The 14,346-nt window shown below is 75.2% G+C and carries 12 protein-coding genes, 1 tRNA gene and 1 pseudogene; 10 read left to right on the top strand and 4 right to left on the bottom strand.

Annotated elements, in window-relative coordinates; all coding sequences use genetic code 11:
* The first annotated feature begins 22 nt into the window (after nucleotides 1-22).
* The 3 genes from OO57_RS21190 to rplI all read left to right on the top strand — a co-directional run bounded on the left by OO57_RS21190 (nucleotide 23) and on the right by rplI (nucleotide 1,394).
* A complete protein-coding gene (locus OO57_RS21190; protein ID WP_033254150.1) occupies nucleotides 23-625 on the top strand; it encodes a single-stranded DNA-binding protein in 603 nt (200 codons plus the stop codon).
* 68 nt (nucleotides 626-693) lie between these two features.
* Nucleotides 694-930, top strand: a complete 237-nt coding sequence (gene rpsR, locus OO57_RS21185; RefSeq protein ID WP_033214207.1) for a 30S ribosomal protein S18 — start codon at nucleotides 694-696, stop codon at nucleotides 928-930.
* Between the two features lie 17 nt (nucleotides 931-947).
* Nucleotides 948-1,394 carry a 50S ribosomal protein L9 gene (gene rplI / locus OO57_RS21180; RefSeq protein ID WP_014136989.1) on the top strand — a complete coding sequence of 149 codons (447 nt, stop codon included), beginning with the start codon at nucleotides 948-950 and terminating at the stop codon, nucleotides 1,392-1,394.
* Between the two features lie 75 nt (nucleotides 1,395-1,469).
* Here the strand turns inward: rplI and OO57_RS21175 are convergent, their stop codons facing one another.
* The gene (locus tag OO57_RS21175; protein WP_033254149.1) at nucleotides 1,470-2,807 is read right to left on the bottom strand and encodes an MATE family efflux transporter; all 1,338 of its coding nucleotides are present in this window, start codon (nucleotides 2,805-2,807) and stop codon (nucleotides 1,470-1,472) included.
* Nucleotides 2,808-3,340: 533 nt separating this feature from the next.
* On the opposite strand from OO57_RS21175, the gene dnaB reads away from it, so the two are divergent.
* Entirely contained in the window at nucleotides 3,341-6,136 is a 2,796-nt protein-coding gene (gene dnaB / locus OO57_RS21170; RefSeq protein ID WP_418909904.1) for a replicative DNA helicase, read from the top strand.
* A 31-nt stretch (nucleotides 6,137-6,167) separates the two neighbouring features.
* Here dnaB and OO57_RS21165 read toward each other — a convergent pair.
* Together OO57_RS21165 and OO57_RS21160 are read right to left on the bottom strand one after the other, a co-directional pair.
* A tRNA-OTHER gene (locus tag OO57_RS21165) sits at nucleotides 6,168-6,250 on the bottom strand.
* A gap of 157 nt (nucleotides 6,251-6,407) precedes the next feature.
* A complete protein-coding gene (locus OO57_RS21160; RefSeq protein ID WP_033254198.1) occupies nucleotides 6,408-7,622 on the bottom strand; it encodes a GNAT family N-acetyltransferase in 1,215 nt (404 codons plus the stop codon).
* A 119-nt stretch (nucleotides 7,623-7,741) separates the two neighbouring features.
* Between OO57_RS21160 and OO57_RS21155 the strand changes: the two genes are divergently transcribed.
* Nucleotides 7,742-8,293, top strand: a complete 552-nt coding sequence (locus OO57_RS21155) for an HD domain-containing protein (RefSeq protein ID WP_033254148.1) — start codon at nucleotides 7,742-7,744, stop codon at nucleotides 8,291-8,293.
* 21 nt (nucleotides 8,294-8,314) lie between these two features.
* Here OO57_RS21155 and manA read toward each other — a convergent pair whose 3' ends face one another.
* Nucleotides 8,315-9,511, bottom strand: a complete 1,197-nt coding sequence (gene manA / locus OO57_RS21150) for a mannose-6-phosphate isomerase, class I (protein WP_033254147.1) — start codon at nucleotides 9,509-9,511, stop codon at nucleotides 8,315-8,317.
* Nucleotides 9,512-9,720: 209 nt separating this feature from the next.
* On the opposite strand from manA, the gene OO57_RS21145 reads away from it, so the two are divergent.
* The 5 genes and pseudogenes from OO57_RS21145 to OO57_RS21125 all read left to right on the top strand — a co-directional run bounded on the left by OO57_RS21145 (nucleotide 9,721) and on the right by OO57_RS21125 (nucleotide 14,287).
* Nucleotides 9,721-10,677 (top strand): MBL fold metallo-hydrolase, encoded by a 957-nt coding sequence (locus tag OO57_RS21145; protein ID WP_051778034.1) that lies wholly within the window; start codon nucleotides 9,721-9,723, stop codon nucleotides 10,675-10,677.
* Nucleotides 10,610-11,257 (top strand): annotated as a pseudogene (gene mobA, locus OO57_RS21140) (molybdenum cofactor guanylyltransferase); the annotation flags it as partial. The gene OO57_RS21145 and the pseudogene mobA, both read left to right, overlap by 68 nt.
* Nucleotides 11,258-11,543: 286 nt before the next feature.
* Nucleotides 11,544-12,482 (top strand): LAETG motif-containing sortase-dependent surface protein, encoded by a 939-nt coding sequence (locus OO57_RS45785; RefSeq protein WP_051778032.1) that lies wholly within the window; start codon nucleotides 11,544-11,546, stop codon nucleotides 12,480-12,482.
* Between the two features lie 303 nt (nucleotides 12,483-12,785).
* Nucleotides 12,786-13,061 carry a DUF6457 domain-containing protein gene (locus OO57_RS21130; protein WP_033254146.1) on the top strand — a complete coding sequence of 92 codons (276 nt, stop codon included), beginning with the start codon at nucleotides 12,786-12,788 and terminating at the stop codon, nucleotides 13,059-13,061.
* Nucleotides 13,058-14,287 (top strand): molybdopterin molybdotransferase MoeA, encoded by a 1,230-nt coding sequence (locus tag OO57_RS21125; protein ID WP_199811295.1) that lies wholly within the window; start codon nucleotides 13,058-13,060, stop codon nucleotides 14,285-14,287. Before OO57_RS21130 ends, OO57_RS21125 begins: the two co-directional genes overlap by 4 nt.
* Nucleotides 14,288-14,346 lie beyond the last annotated feature (59 nt).

The following is a 14,346-nucleotide window of genomic DNA, read 5'->3' as shown; positions in this document are numbered from 1 at the left end:
CTTTCCGAGAGGTCATCACCACATGGCAGGCGAGACCGTCATCACCCTCGTCGGCAACCTCGTCGACGACCCCGAGCTGCGCTTCACCCCGTCGGGTGCCGCGGTGGCCAAGTTCCGTATCGCGTCCACCCCGCGCACCTTCGACCGCCAGACCAACGAGTGGAAGGACGGCGAGAGCCTCTTCCTCACGTGCAACGTCTGGCGCCAGCCGGCGGAGAACGTGGCCGAGTCGCTGCAGCGCGGCATGCGCGTGATCGTGCAGGGCCGACTGCGCCAGCGGTCTTACGAGACCAAGGAAGGCGAGAAGCGGACGGTCTTCGAGGTCGAGGTCGATGAGGTCGGCCCGAGCCTGCGCTCGGCGACCGCCAAGGTCACCCGCGCCAACCGGACCGGCGGTCCGGGCGGTGGCGGTGGCGGCTTCGGCGGCGGCGGCCAGCAGGGTGGCGGCGGCTACGGCGGCGGCGGCAACCAGGGCGGCGGCAGCTGGGGTGGAAACCCCGGCGGCGGCAACCCGGCTCCGTCCGACGACCCGTGGGCGTCCAGCGCCCCCTCCTCGCCCAACCAGGGCGGCGGCGGCTGGGGTGGCAACTCCGGCGGCGGCTACTCGGAAGAACCCCCGTTCTAAGCGGTGCACGGCCGGTCCCCCGCGGGCCCGCCGATGCTGACAGATCTCGTACCTAAACGGAGCACACAATGGCGAAGCCGCCTGCTCGCAAGCCGAAGAAGAAGGTTTGCGTCTTCTGCAAGGACAAGGCCACGTACGTGGACTACAAGGACACGAACCTGCTGCGGAAGTTCATTTCCGACCGCGGCAAGATCCGTGCCCGCCGGGTCACCGGCAACTGCACCCAGCACCAGCGCGACGTCGCCACGGCCGTGAAGAACAGCCGTGAGATGGCGCTGCTGCCCTACACCTCCACCGCGCGCTAAGAGAGGGTGACCGAAGAATGAAGATCATCCTCACTCACGAGGTTCCCGGCCTCGGCAGCGCCGGCGAGGTCGTCGAGGTCAAGGACGGCTACGCCCGCAACTTCCTGGTCCCGCGCGGCTTCGCCATCCGCTGGACCAAGGGCGGTCAGAAGGACGTCGACGCCATCCGTCGCGCCCGGAAGATCCACGCCATCCAGACCCTCGAGGCCGCCAACGAGGTCAAGGCCAAGCTCGAGGGCCTCCAGGTCAAGCTGGCCGTCCGCTCCGGCGACGCCGGCCGCCTGTTCGGCTCGGTGACCCAGGCCGACGTCGTGGAGGCCATCAAGGCCGCCAGCGGCCCGGCCGTGGACAAGCGCGCCGTCGCGATCGCCTCGCCGATCAAGACCGTGGGCAGCCACAAGGTCTCGGTCAAGCTGCACGCCGACGTCCAGGCCAACCTCGACGTCAACGTCGTCGCCGCCTGAGCGCAGCAGTAACGCAGTCCGGAGGGCCGGACCCCGTTCGCGGGGTCCGGCCCTCCGGTCGTTGCGCCGTGCGGTTCAGGACCGGACGGCGCCGGTGACCATCCAGTGGCCGGTGCGGACCCGGCCGACCAGGAACGCGGCCCGGGTCAGCATGAACAGGTTCATCGCCCACCACAGCCCGGCCAGTCCCAGGCCCAGCGCGGGCACCGCCAGCGCCGCCGGGACGAACAGCAGCAGGGTGGCCAGCATCGCCCAGGCCAGGTAGCGGCCGTCGCCCGCGCCCATCAGTACGCCGTCCAGCACGAACACCAGCCCGCCCACCGGCTGGGTCAGCGCGGCCAGCAGCAGCGCCGCGGACAGCTGCTGCTGCACCGCCGGGTCGGAGCTGAACAGCGGGACGTACAGCGGTCGGCCCAGCACCATCAGCAGCCCGAACAGCACGCCCGCGCCCAGGCCCCACTCGACCATCCGCCGGGTCGCCGCCCGGGTGCCCGGCAGGTCGCCCGCGCCCAGGTAGCGGCCGATGATGGCCTGCCCGGCGATCGCCACCGCGTCCAGCGCGAAGGCGACGAAGGACCACACGGTCATGGTGATCTGGTGGGCCGCCACCTCGGCGTCGCCCAGGTTGGCGGCCACCGCGGTGGCCAGCAGCAGCACCGCGCGCAGGCTCAGGGTGCGCACCAGCAGCGGGCCGCCGGCCCGGGCCGAGGCGCGGATCCCGGCGGTGTCCGGCCGCAGCGCGGCGCCCTCCCGGCGGGCGCCGCGGACCACCACCACGACGTACACCGCGGCCATCGCGTTCTGCGCGATCACGGTGCCCCAGGCGGAGCCGGCCACGCCCAGGCCCGCGCCGTAGACCAGGCCCAGGTTGAGCAGCAGGTTGGTGGTGAATCCGCCGATCGCCACCAGCAGCGGGGTGCGGGTGTCCTGGAAGCCGCGCAGCACGCCGGTGGCGGCCAGCACCAGCAGCATCGCGGGGACGCCGAGCGCGCTGATCCGCAGGTAGGTCACGGCGTGCGGGGCGGCGGTGGCGGAGGCGCCGAGCAGCCGGGCGGCCTGCGGGGCCAGCAGCAGGGTCAGCGTCACCACGCCGACCGACAGCAGCAGCGCCAGCCAGATCCCGTCGACGCCCTGCTGCACGGCGGCGCGCCGGTCGCCCGCCCCGATCCGGCGGGCCACCGCGGCGGTGGTGGCGTACGCGAGGAAGGCGAAGACGCCGACGACGGTGGTGAGCGCGGCGGAGGCGACGCCCAGGCCGGCGAGCTGGGCGGTGCCGAGGTGTCCGACGATCGCCGAGTCGGCCATCAGGAACAGCGGCTCGGCGACCAGGGCGCCGAAGGCCGGGACGGCCAGGGCGAGGATCTCCCGGTCGTGGCGGCGGCGTTCGGCGGCGGCGGGGGAGCGGGCGGGCATGGGGTCAGCCTACTCATCCACAGGTAATGGGTACAGCTGAGATTGGACTCTTACTCAGGCTGTGGACGGCGACTGTGTCGAACACCTCTTCGGTGCGGGCTCCGGCCGTGTGAAGAATTTCTCATGCACAGGCTAAGTGGGAAGTAGTTGCAGGTCAGCGAGTTGACATCGGGCCGATAGGATGGTTATCCACAGGGTTGTGCACAGCTTTGGCGGAGTTCTCCACAGGCCCGGAGCAGTTATCCACACCCCCTGTGGATAACATCGCCCGGCGCGTCGGTCCCGCGTACCGTGGCCGTGCCGCTACGCGGGCCGGACCGGCGGCCGTTCAGGGCGACCCGCGCGGGGCGGGCGCTGTCGGCTCGGTACCGTAAGAAGGACAGGCGCCGAAGACGGTACGTCACCGGCCCGGCCCGTACCAACTTCGCACGCTCGCTGATCGGGGAACACGCGTGACCGGCCCCCAGTACGACGACCACGACGCCCCGCCGCCGCCGGAGGACGACTGGCAGCCGTCCGACGACGCCTTCCCGCTGGACTCCTTCCCCGACGTCCCGGGCGACCGGCTGCCGGTCTCCCGCCGCTCCGGCGCCCCGGCCGGGCGCGACGGCGGCTCCGGCGGTGGTTCGGGCGGCCGCGACGGCGGTTCGGGCGGCGGTTCGGGCGGTGGTTCGGGCGGCGGCTTCCAGCGGCGCGACGGCGGCAAGGGCGGCGACCGCTTCCCCGGCAAGGGCGAGCGCCGCGACCGGGACGACGACCGCGGAGGGGGCTTCGGCGGCGAGGGCTTCGAACGCGTCCCCCCGCAGGACCTGGCGGCCGAGCAGTCCGTGCTCGGCGGCATGCTGCTCTCCAAGGACGCCATCGCGGACGTCGTCGAGGTGCTCAAGCCCGCCGACTACTACCGCCCCGCCCACGAGCTCATCCACGGCGCGATCCTCGACCTCTACGCCCGCGGCGAGCCCGCCGACCCGATCACCGTGGCCGGCGAACTCACCAAGCGCGGCGAACTCGCCCGCGTCGGCGGCGCCTCCTACCTGCACACCCTGGTCAACTCCGTCCCCACCGCGGCCAACGCCGAGTACTACGCCGAGATCGTCCACGAACGCGCCGTCCTGCGCCGCCTGGTCGAGGCCGGCACCCGCATCGCGGGCATGGGCTACGCCGCCGAGGGCGACGTCGACGACATCGTCAACGCCGCCCAGGCCGAGATCTACGCCGTCACCGAACAGCGCACCAACGAGGACTACGCCCCCCTCGCCGACATCATGGAGGGCGCCCTCGACGAGATCGAGGCCATCGGCTCCCGCTCCGGCCAGATGTCCGGCGTCCCCACCGGCTTCGCCGACTTCGACCAGCTCACCAACGGCCTCCACCCCGGCCAGATGATCGTCATCGCGGCCCGTCCGGCCATGGGCAAGGCCCTCGCCCTGGACACCCCGCTGCCCACCCCGGACGGCTGGACCACCATGGGCGAGGTCGCCGCGGGCGACTGGCTGCTCGACGCCGACGGCCGACCCACCCGGGTGGTCGCCGCCACCGAGGTGATGACCGGTCGGCCCTGCTACGAGGTCAGCTTCGACGACGGCACCACCGTGGTCGCCGACGCCGACCACCAGTGGCTCACCGAGACCAGGGCGGCCCGCCGGGCGGGCGGGAGCGGACGGGTCGTCACCACCAAGGAGATCGCCGCCACCCTGCGCTGCGACACCTCGGACGGCCGCGCCAACCACTCCGTGCGCAACACCGCCGCGCTCGACCTCCCCGAGCGGGAGCTGCCCGTCCCGCCCTACGCCCTGGGCGCCTGGCTGGGCGACGGCCACACCGACGCCGCCCGGATCACCACCACCGACCCGGAGGTGCTGGAACGCCTCGCCGCGGACGGGCTGACGGCGCGCCGGATCGGCGACACCCCGACCTACGCGCTGAGCTACGACGTCCCGGAGCCCGAGACCCCCGAACGGGCCTGCGTCGTCTGCGGCACGGTCTTCGCCCCCGGGCTCGCCCACGTCCGCACCTGCGGGCGCTCCTGCGGCGGCCGGGCCCGGTCGGTCTCCGCGCCCGTCCCGCCGGCCACCTGCACGGACTGCGGCGCCCCGTGCTCCTCGCCGTTCTCCGAACCCCGGTGCAGCGCCTGCACCCGGCGGCACGACAGCCTGCTGACCGCCCTGCGCGACCTGGGCGTGCTCGGGCGCAAGCACGTCCCGGCGGCCTACCTGCGCGGCTCCGTCGCCCAGCGGCGGGCCCTGCTGGCCGGGCTGCTGGACACCGACGGCACCGTCAACGCCACGGGGTCGGTGCAGTTCGCGGTGACGAACCGGGAACTCGCCGAGGGCTTCCGCGACCTGGTCACGGGCCTCGGCCACCGGTGCGGCGTGGCGACCGAGCGCGCCGCGGGCCGCTCCGAGGAGTCCTCGACCGTCTGGACCGTCACCTTCACCCCGACCGAGGAGGTCTTCGGACTGGTGCGCAAGCGGGCGGTCCACGCCGAGCGCAGGCGCCCGGCCACCCCGCGGCTCCGGCAGCGCTACGTCGTCGACGTCCGCGAGGTCGACAGCGTGCCCGTCCGGTGCGTCGAGGTCGACAACCATGACCACCTGTACCTGGCCACCCGGTCGATGGTGCCCACCCACAACTCGACGCTCGCCCTGGACTTCGCGCGGGCCTGCTCGATCCACAACAACCTGCCGAGCGTGATCTTCTCGCTCGAAATGGGCCGCAACGAGATCGCCATGCGACTGCTGTCGGCGGAGGCGCGGGTGGCGCTGCACCACATGCGCTCGGGCAACATGACGGACGACGACTGGACGCGGGTGGCCCGGCGGATGCCCGAGGTCAGTGCGGCGCCGCTGTACATCGACGACTCGCCGAACCTGTCGATGATGGAGATCCGGGCCAAGTGCCGACGGCTCAAGCAGCGCAACGACCTGCGGCTGGTGGTCATCGACTACCTCCAGCTGATGCAGGCCGGCGGGTCGAGACGGGCCGAGAGCCGGCAGCAGGAGGTCTCGGACATGTCCCGGAACCTCAAGCTGCTGGCGAAGGAGCTGGAGATCCCGGTGATCGCGCTCTCCCAGCTGAACCGAGGCCCCGAGCAGCGCACCGACAAGAAGCCGATGGTCTCCGACCTGCGCGAGTCCGGCTCGATCGAGCAGGACGCCGACATGGTCATCCTGCTGCACCGCGAGGACGCCTACGAGAAGGAGTCCCCCCGCGCGGGCGAGGCCGACCTGATCGTGGCCAAGCACCGCAACGGCCCGACCGCGACCATCACCGTGGCGTTCCAGGGCCACTACTCGCGCTTCGTCGACATGACCCGGGACGTGACCTGACGTCACCTGGGTCGACGTCAGGACGGCTTCGTGGTGCGGGTGGGGGGATTTGAACCCCCAGCCTGCCGCCTTGAATCAGAGGCGGCTGCTCTGGACCGGTTGAGCTACACCCGCGAGGCCCGGCCGGACCGGGGTCCGACGGGTGGTGCGGCCCCAATTTTGCTACCCGGGCGGCCCGCCGGGCACCGGGTTTTCCGGCCGGGCCGGGCGGCGGTGCCGCGGTCGAGCAGCAGGTGCGTGCGGGCAGGGTACGCAGGGGGTCGGACGGTGGTCAGAACCAGTGCAGGCAGTGCGGTTCGCGGTCGGGGCGGAACAGGGCGTCGGCGCGGGCGGGGGCTTCGGGGTGGTGGGCGCGCAGGTGGCCGGCTCGGGCCAGGGTGCTGGGGGTGGTGCCGCCGAGCAGGATCGAGCCGAGGTCGCTGATGTCGAGGGAGAGGTCGGGGGCGAGGTCGGTGGGGGTGCACTCGGCCTTGCCGTCGCGGACGGTCAGCAGGTGGCGGTGGTGCTCGCCGAGGAACGGGTCGTCGACGTCGAGGACGAGCGTGCCGTCGGTGCTCCAGCCGCGGGCGGTGAGCGCGCCGGGGACGTCCAGCACCCGGGCCCAGAGCCAGTCGGTGTGCTTGCCGGGCTGGGCGGCGCCGAAGTCGGCGAGCTGCCAGGGCAGCGGGCTGTCCGGCGGGACGTGCCGGAACACCACCTCCTGGACGAGGTCGTGGCCGAGCAGGTAGCGGGTCAGGGCGGTGTACGCGGCGTCGGTGGCGGCGACCGTCTCGTCGACGACCAGGCTGCGCTTGTCCTCGATCGCGTAGCTGGCGTACCCGTCGGGTTCGCCGTCGGCGTCCCGGTGCAGGGCGACGTAGCGGGGCTTGGGGGCGATCGGGGGCTGGCCGGCGCCGCGGGCCCACCAGCGGTGCGGGCGGGAGACCGAGCCGGGGCGGGCGCGCCGGTAGCGGTCGTAGACCTGCTCCAGCAGGTCGACCGCCCGGTCGCGGGGCAGCAGTTCGACCGTCCCGGCGGGTTCGGCGGCCCCGGCGCGGGGCGGGGTGAGGGCGGCCCGGAGCCGGGGCACGGTCAGGGCGCGGGTGTAGGTGGCGGGGCCGTAGCCGAAGCGCCGGTAGATCAGCGCCTCGGAGGCGAGCAGGACGGACAGCACCTCGCCGCGGGCCCGCAGGTCGGCGAGCTGGCGGCGCATCATCGCGGTGAGCACGCCCCGCCGCCGGTGCGAGGGCAGCACGCCGACGGCCGTCACCCCGGAGACCGGGACGATCCGCCCGCCGGGGAGGGTGAGTTCGAAGGTGTACGCCCCGGCGGTGCCGACCGGGCGCCCGTCCGCGTCGCGGGCCAGCAGGCCGCGGTCCGGCTCGAAGGCGGACCACCAGACGCCGGTGCCGTCCTCGCCGGGCGGGTCGGGGAACAGGCCGAACGCGGCGTGCATCGTCTCGACGAAGAGTTCGTGGTCCTGCTCGGTGGTGGGCCGGATGTCGATCAACTGCCGCTGCCTTCCCGGGGTCGCCGTCGCTGCTGCGGTTCAGTGCAGCCGCCTGGTGAGTGCACGGTCAAGTGGTTAAGCGGGGCCGCCCGGGCGGTGGGGTAGGGTCGCCCGCCATGGACGAGGACCTGGAGCTGCGCCCGCTGCCGGACGAAGTGCTGGTGCTGCTGGGGGAGTTGGCCGCGCCCCCGCGGCTGGTGGCGCACCTGCGGCTGGTGCACGACGTGGCCGCGCAACTGGCGGACTGGGTGGCGGAGCACTGCCCCGGGCTGGCGTTCGACCGGGACGCGGTGCTGTTCGGCGCGGCCACCCACGACATCGGGAAGACCGCGCACCGGGCGGAGCTGTCCGGCCCCGGCTCGGCGCACGAACCGGCCGGCCGGGACCTGCTGCTCGCCGCGGGCGTCCCGCCCCGCCTGGCCCGCTTCGCGGCCGGGCACGCCGACTGGGGCCCGTCCGCCACCGCGGAGGACCTGCTGGTCAGCCTGGCCGACAAGGTGTGGAAGGACGGGCGGCTGCCGGAGCTGGAGGACCTGCTGGTGGACGCCCTGGCCCGGGCGGGCGGCGGCGAGCGCTGGTCGTGGTTCCTCGCCCTGGACGAACTGCTCTCCGCCGTCGGCGAGTCGGCGTCGGCGCGCCTGGCGTACCAGGCGCGCCACCCGCTCTAGGTCGGGCAGGGCGGGCAGGACTCAGTCGAGCGTCACGGTGCTGCGGAAGACGGTCGCCCCGGGGCCGGTGAGGACGGTGGCGGTGCCGCGGGCGGGCAGGAAGGCGGACTCGCCCCGGTGGAGCGTCAAGGTCTCGCCGCCGGAGGCGAGTTCGGCCGTCCCGGCGGTGCACAGCAGGATCTGCGGGGCGTCGCCGGGCAGGGTGGCGGGGCGGTCGGCGAGGTCGTAGCGGGAGAGCCGGAACTCGTCGATCGGCACCGGGTAGAGCCGCTCCCCGTCCGCACCCGGCTCGGGGCGCAGGACCTCCGGGAGGCCGCTGCGGAAGTCGACCACCCGGAGCAGCTCGGGGACGTCCACGTGCTTGGGGGTGAAGCCGCAGCGCAGCACGTTGTCGGAGTTGGCCATGATCTCGACGCCGGTGCCGCGCAGGTAGGCGTGCGGCAGGCCGGCCCCGAGGTAGAGCGCCTCGCCGGGCTGCAGCCGGAGGTGGTTGAGCAGCAGCGCGGCGACCAGCCCGGGGTCGCCCGGGCACTGCGCGGCGGCGAACGCGTACCCGGCCAGCTCGCCGGTCGGGTCGGACGCGGCGGCGGCGGTGACGGCGCGGGCGACGGCGTCCACGGTCTCCCGGCCCGCGGCGTCGGTCAGGCCCAGGGCCCCGGCGAGCGCCCCGGCCAGGGCCTCCGGCTCGGGCTTCGTGCGCAGCAGCTCGACCAGCGGGTCCAGCCCGGGGACGCCGAGCGAGGCCATCAGCGCGGCCGCGTCCGCGGGCGGCCGGAAGCCGCACAGCCCCTCCAGCCCCTCGTCGAGCGCGCAGATCAGCTCGGGCTTGTGGTTGTCGTCCTTGTAGTTGCGGTGCGGCGCGTCGACCGGGACGCCGCGGGCCTCCTCGTCCGCGTACCCGGCCCGGGCCTGCTCGCGGGTCGGGTGGACCTGCAGGGAGAGCGGCAGGGCGGCGGAGAGCACCTTCGCCAGGAACGGCAGCGCCGGCCCGAACCGCTCCACCGACGCGGCGCCCAGCTCGCCCACCGGGTCCGCGGCGATCACCCGGTCGAGGGCGACCGGCCCGTCACCGCGGTCGACCAGGGACGGCGCGCCCGGGTGGGCGCCCATCCACAGCTCGGCCTGGGGAGCACCGGTGGCGGGACGGCCGAGCAGCTCCGGGATGGCCGTGGACGAACCCCAGGCGTAGTCGCGAACGGTGTTGTCGAGCCGGTCCATCAAGTTCTCCCGGAGTGGTGGGTGCCGAGCTGCCAGGCGTGCGGAGAGCACCGACAATAGTCGACATCCCCGGCCCTCCCGGGCCGCCCGGGCGGTCACCCTCCTGGGCGTGCCCACCCGGCGGCACCGGGGTCTTCCGGCCAGGCTGGACGGTGCGGGACCGCCTCGGGCCCGCCGTACCGCCCACCGCACCGAGCAGGGGAGCAGCCGTGAACGCGTCACCGCCCGACGAGAGCGCCCACGGCCACCCGACGGGCGCCGCACCGGCCCCCCGCCCGCTGGAGGTCGAGGTCTTCACCGGCCCGGAGAGCGCGTTCTTCGCCACCTCCAGCCTGATCATGGGGGAGCGCACGGCGATCCTGGTCGACGCCCAGCTGACCCGCAGCGCCGGCCGCGAACTCGCCGAGTGGATCGCGGGCAAGGGCCGCGACCTGCTCGCGATCGTGGTCAGCCACCAGCACCCCGACCACTACTTCGGCGCCGAGGAGGTGCTGCGGCTCTTCCCGACCGCGCAGCTCGTCGCCGCGCCCTCGGTGGTCGAGGGCATCGGACGGACCGCGGCGGCGAAGGTCGCCCAGTGGAAACCGGTCTACGGCGACGACATCCCGGACCAGCCGCTGCTGCCCGCGCCGCTGCTCCCGCAGCCGCTGGTGATCGACGGCCAGCTGATCCGCGTCCTGCAACTCGGCCAGGGCGACAGCGCGGGCTCCACCGTCACCCACCTGCCGAGCATCCGCACCGTGGTCGCGGGCGACTTCGCCTACAACGGCACCCACGTCTGGACGGCCGACACCGACCCCGACGCCCGCGGCCAGTGGTCGCACAACCTCGGCCTGATCGCCGACCTCGGCGTGGACCGGGTCATCGCCGGGCACCGCGCCCCCGGCGCGGACGACGCCGCGCACCGGGTGCTCGCCTTCACCGCCGGCTACCTGCGCGACTTCGACGAGGCGCTGCACGACCACCCGGACGACCCGGAGGCGCTCACCGCCGCGATGAACGCCCGCTACGGCGGCCTGACCCTGCCCGCCATCCTGGAGCACGGCGCGGCCGCGAACACCGCCCGCCGGGAGATCCCGACCGAGGCGGACGGGGTGGATGGGTTGGACGGGGTGGTTGAGGGCGAGGACGTGGTCGAGGCCGAGGTCGGCGACGGCGAGCGGTGATACTGCCGGAGTGACGGAGAGCGGGTACGACGCGGTGGTGGCGGCCGGCGGGGCGGGGCGCCGGCTCGGCGGGGCGGACAAACCGGCGCTGACGGTCGGCGGCCGCCCGCTGCTGGACCGGGTGCTGGCGGCCTGCCCGGACGCCCGGAGGGTGCTGGTGGTCGGCCCCGAGCGGCCGACCGAACGGGCCGCGGTGCACTGGCTGCGCGAGGACCCGCCGGGCGGCGGGCCGGTCGCGGCGGTGGCCGCCGCCCTGCCCGCGGTGACCGCGCCGCGGGTCCTGCTGCTCGCCGCCGACCTGCCGTTCCTGGACGCCGCGACGGTGCGACGGCTGCTCGCCGCGCTCGACGACCCCGCCCGCGACGGCGCCCTCCTGGTCGACGCCGCGGGCCGCGACCAGCCCCTGGCCGCCGCCTACCGCACCGCCCCGCTGCGCGCCGCGCTCGCCGCCCTGGGCGACCCGGCCGGCCGCCCGCTGCGCCGCCTCCTCGACGGCCTGCACCTGGCCCGGCTGCCCGACCCGGCGGGTGCCTCCTTCGACTGCGACACCTGGGACGAACTGGCGGCGGCCCGCGAGCGGGCGGGCGACTGAGCGGCCGGGTTCTGTTCATCCGGTCCGAGCCGGTCCGCCCTGTCCGTTTGAGGTGGGTCCCATGTGCTTTGGAGGTGTTCGAACGGTACGTCAAATGCCCCGTCAGTACCGGGTGGTTGGTGTGCGGTCGGCTGTTACGCGGTGGTGACGGACCGGGCACGGGCGCGGGATATCGGCTCGACATGATTCTCCTGCAGCGCTCGCCGGGCCCAGGGGGACACGAGGCGGACGCGCACCCGCCGCTCACCGCCGTCCGTTCCTGGGGGAACCTCCGATGTCCGTCCGTACCCGCCGTGCCCGTCTCGCCTCCTTCGCCGCTGTCGTCGTCCTCGGCGCCACCGTCCCCGTTCTGACCGGCGCCTCCAGCGCCTGGGCGTGCGGCGACGAGCCCGCCGCCGCGGCGGCCGCGGGCGCCCCGGCAGCGCAGCCCTCTGCCGTGCCCGCCGTTGCTGCTGAGGCGCAGAGCGTGACCGCTGCCGTGCTCCCGATGACGGAGAGCCAGATCACCGCGGGCGGTGCGCCGGTCGAGTTCGGCGTGGAGGTGTTCAACCCGGGCCCGGGCGCCGTCAAGGGCATCGCGCCCTTCCTGACCTTCCACAACGGGGCGGGCAACGGCATCGAGGGGAACCTGGCGCCGAAGGACCTGGTGCTCCAGGTGGTCGTGCACGGCGAGTGGAAGACCGTCCCGCTGGCCTACGGCTGCGACGTGGTCCTGCACGCCGACACCTCCTTCCTGGCCACCGACCTCGACGCCGTCCGCGCCACCCGCCTCCTGTTCCGGCTGTCCGTCGTCAAGCAGGACGCCGCGCAGACCCGCGTCGACGTCTCGCTCGCCGCCGTGCACCTGCCCAGCCACGCCCCGCTCGGCGGTGTCACGAACTTCGCACTCCCGATCGTGCAGCCCGCCGCTCCGACCGCCTCGGCTTCCGCGACCGCCACCAGGACCCCGACCGCCTCGGCTTCCGCGACCGCCACCAAGACCCCGGCCACCCCGGCTGCTTCGGCCTCCACCACCGCCCGGGCCGTCGTCCCGGCCGCGGCGGTCAGCTCCGCGGCCGTGAGCCCGTCCGCGGTGCCCGTCGCGGCGAACCTGGCCTCCACCGGCGGCGGCTCCTCCTCCACCCCGATGCTCATCGGCGGCACCGCACTGGTGCTGCTCGGCGCCGGCGCCGTGGTCTTCGCCCGCCGCCGTGCCGCGGCCGCCCGCGGCTGACCGACCCGGCACCAACCCCCTCTCCGCCCCGACGGCCTCCGCAGCCGCCGGGGCGAAGCACGTCCCGCCCCGCTCCACGGTGCCGAACCCGGAAACCTGACCCCGGCAACCGGACCCAGCCCGCGGCGAGCCCCGCCCCGGCGACCCCCGCGCCCCTGACGGGGCTCGTCAGCAGCGCGGGCCCCCGGCGGGGCTTCCGTGCGGGCGTCTCACGGCGGGGCGGGGCGGGTGGTGAGCGAAACGAACCGCGGTGCTCACCGGGGAAAGCGGCTTGCCGGGGGTCGGATCGGGCAGCATGGCGTCATGGAGCGCACATTGGACGACTGGATGGCCGCGGCCGCTGCCGAGCTGGGTGTGGACCTGGCGGTGGACGTCCGGGGGCTGCTGGACATGACCCGGGTGGTCGCGCACGGCGTCGAGCGCCCGGCCGCGCCGCTCACCGCGTTCCTGGTCGGCTACGCGGCGGCCGCGGGTGGTGGCGGGGCGGCGGCGGTGGCCGCGGCGAACGCCAGGGTGACGGCGCTGGCCGAGCGCTGGGCCGCGGAGGCCGACGGTGCCGACGGGGCGGACGGGCGATGAGCCGGGCGGCGGCGGAGCGGGCGGAGGAGGTCAGGGTGACTTCCGGGGCGCCCACCCTGCGCGGGTGTCCGTGGCCGGCGGCCCGGCAGGCGGCGCGGGCCGCGGCCCGGCCGCTGCCGGTGGAGCGGGTGGAGCTGGCGGCGGCGGCCGGTCGGACGCTCGCCGAGCCGCTGGCGGCGCTCACCGACCTGCCGGCCTTCGACACCTCGGCGATGGACGGCTGGGCGGTGGCCGGTCCGGGTCCGTGGCGGCTGTCCGGCCGGGTGCTGGCGGGCCAGTCCTGCGCGCCGCTGGCGGACGGTGCGGCGGTGGAGATCGCCACCGGTGCCCAACTGCCGCCCGGGGCCACCGGGGTGCTCCGGCGCGAGCACGGCGCGCTCACCGAACTCCCGGACGGCGCCGCCCAGCTGCGCGGCGAGGTGGCGCCCGGTCAGGACGTCCGGCCGCGCGGCCAGGAGTGCGGCCGGGGCGAGGAGTTGCTGTCCGCCGGGCTGCCGGTGACCCCGGCGGTGCTCGGGCTGGCCGCCGCGGCCGGGCACGACCGGCTGGCGGTGCACCGGCGGCCGACCGTCGAGCTGCTGGTGCTGGGCGACGAGCTGCTGGTGGCCGGGCTGCCCGGGCCGGGGCGGGTGCGGGACGCGCTGGGCCCGCTGCTGCCGCCGTGGCTGGCCGGGGCCGGGGCCGAACTGCTGGGCAGCCGCCACGTCCGGGACGACTTCGGGCTGCTGCGGGACGCGATCCGGCACTCGCCCGCGGACCTGGTGCTCACCACCGGCGGGACCGCCGCCGGGCCGGTGGACTACCTGCACGCCGCGCTGGAGGCGACCGGCGGGCACCCGCTGGTGGACGGGGTGGCGGTGCGGCCCGGGCACCCGATGCTGCTGGCGGCGCTGCCCGGCGGGCGCCACCTGGTGGGCCTGCCCGGCAACCCGCTGGCCGCCGTGGCGGGCACCCTCACGCTGGCCCTGCCGCTGCTGCACGCGCTGTCCGGCCGCACCGCCCCGGCCGTCGGCCCCGCCGAGCCGCTGGCCGCCGCGCTGCCCGGCCACCCCGTCGACACCCGGCTGCACCCGGTGCGCCGCACCGCCGCCGGGCTGGCCCCGCTGCCGCACGACGGCCCGGCGATGCTGCGCGGCCTGGCCCGGGCCGAGGCGCTGGCGGTCGTCCCGCCCGGCGGCCTGGCGGCGGGGGAGTACGCCGAGGTGCTGGCGCTGCCGTCGACCTGAGGCCTGAGGTCCGAGGCCTGAGGCTTGAGGCCTGAGGTCCGAGGTCCGAGGTCCGAGCG

It is taken from the genome of Kitasatospora phosalacinea (assembly GCF_000717185.1).
Taxonomy (GTDB): domain Bacteria; phylum Actinomycetota; class Actinomycetes; order Streptomycetales; family Streptomycetaceae; genus Kitasatospora; species Kitasatospora phosalacinea_A.
The sequence above is the reverse complement of the archived record's forward strand: the minus strand, read 5'-3'. Positions and strand labels throughout refer to the sequence as shown.

What these genes read in the sequence shown, in the direction of transcription:
- OO57_RS21190 (WP_033254150.1), top strand. Translation starts at nt 23, where the DNA reads ATGGCAGGCGAGACCGTCATCACCCTCGTCGGCAACCTCGTCGACGAC.
- rpsR (WP_033214207.1), top strand. Translation starts at nt 694, where the DNA reads ATGGCGAAGCCGCCTGCTCGCAAGCCGAAGAAGAAGGTTTGCGTCTTC.
- rplI (WP_014136989.1), top strand. Translation starts at nt 948, where the DNA reads ATGAAGATCATCCTCACTCACGAGGTTCCCGGCCTCGGCAGCGCCGGC.
- OO57_RS21175 (WP_033254149.1), bottom strand. Translation starts at nt 2,807, where the DNA reads ATGCCCGCCCGCTCCCCCGCCGCCGCCGAACGCCGCCGCCACGACCGG.
- OO57_RS21155 (WP_033254148.1), top strand. Translation starts at nt 7,742, where the DNA reads ATGGACGAGGACCTGGAGCTGCGCCCGCTGCCGGACGAAGTGCTGGTG.
- manA (WP_033254147.1), bottom strand. Translation starts at nt 9,511, where the DNA reads ATGGACCGGCTCGACAACACCGTTCGCGACTACGCCTGGGGTTCGTCC.
- OO57_RS45785 (WP_051778032.1), top strand. Translation starts at nt 11,544, where the DNA reads ATGTCCGTCCGTACCCGCCGTGCCCGTCTCGCCTCCTTCGCCGCTGTC.
- OO57_RS21130 (WP_033254146.1), top strand. Translation starts at nt 12,786, where the DNA reads ATGGAGCGCACATTGGACGACTGGATGGCCGCGGCCGCTGCCGAGCTG.
- OO57_RS21125 (WP_199811295.1), top strand. Translation starts at nt 13,058, where the DNA reads ATGAGCCGGGCGGCGGCGGAGCGGGCGGAGGAGGTCAGGGTGACTTCC.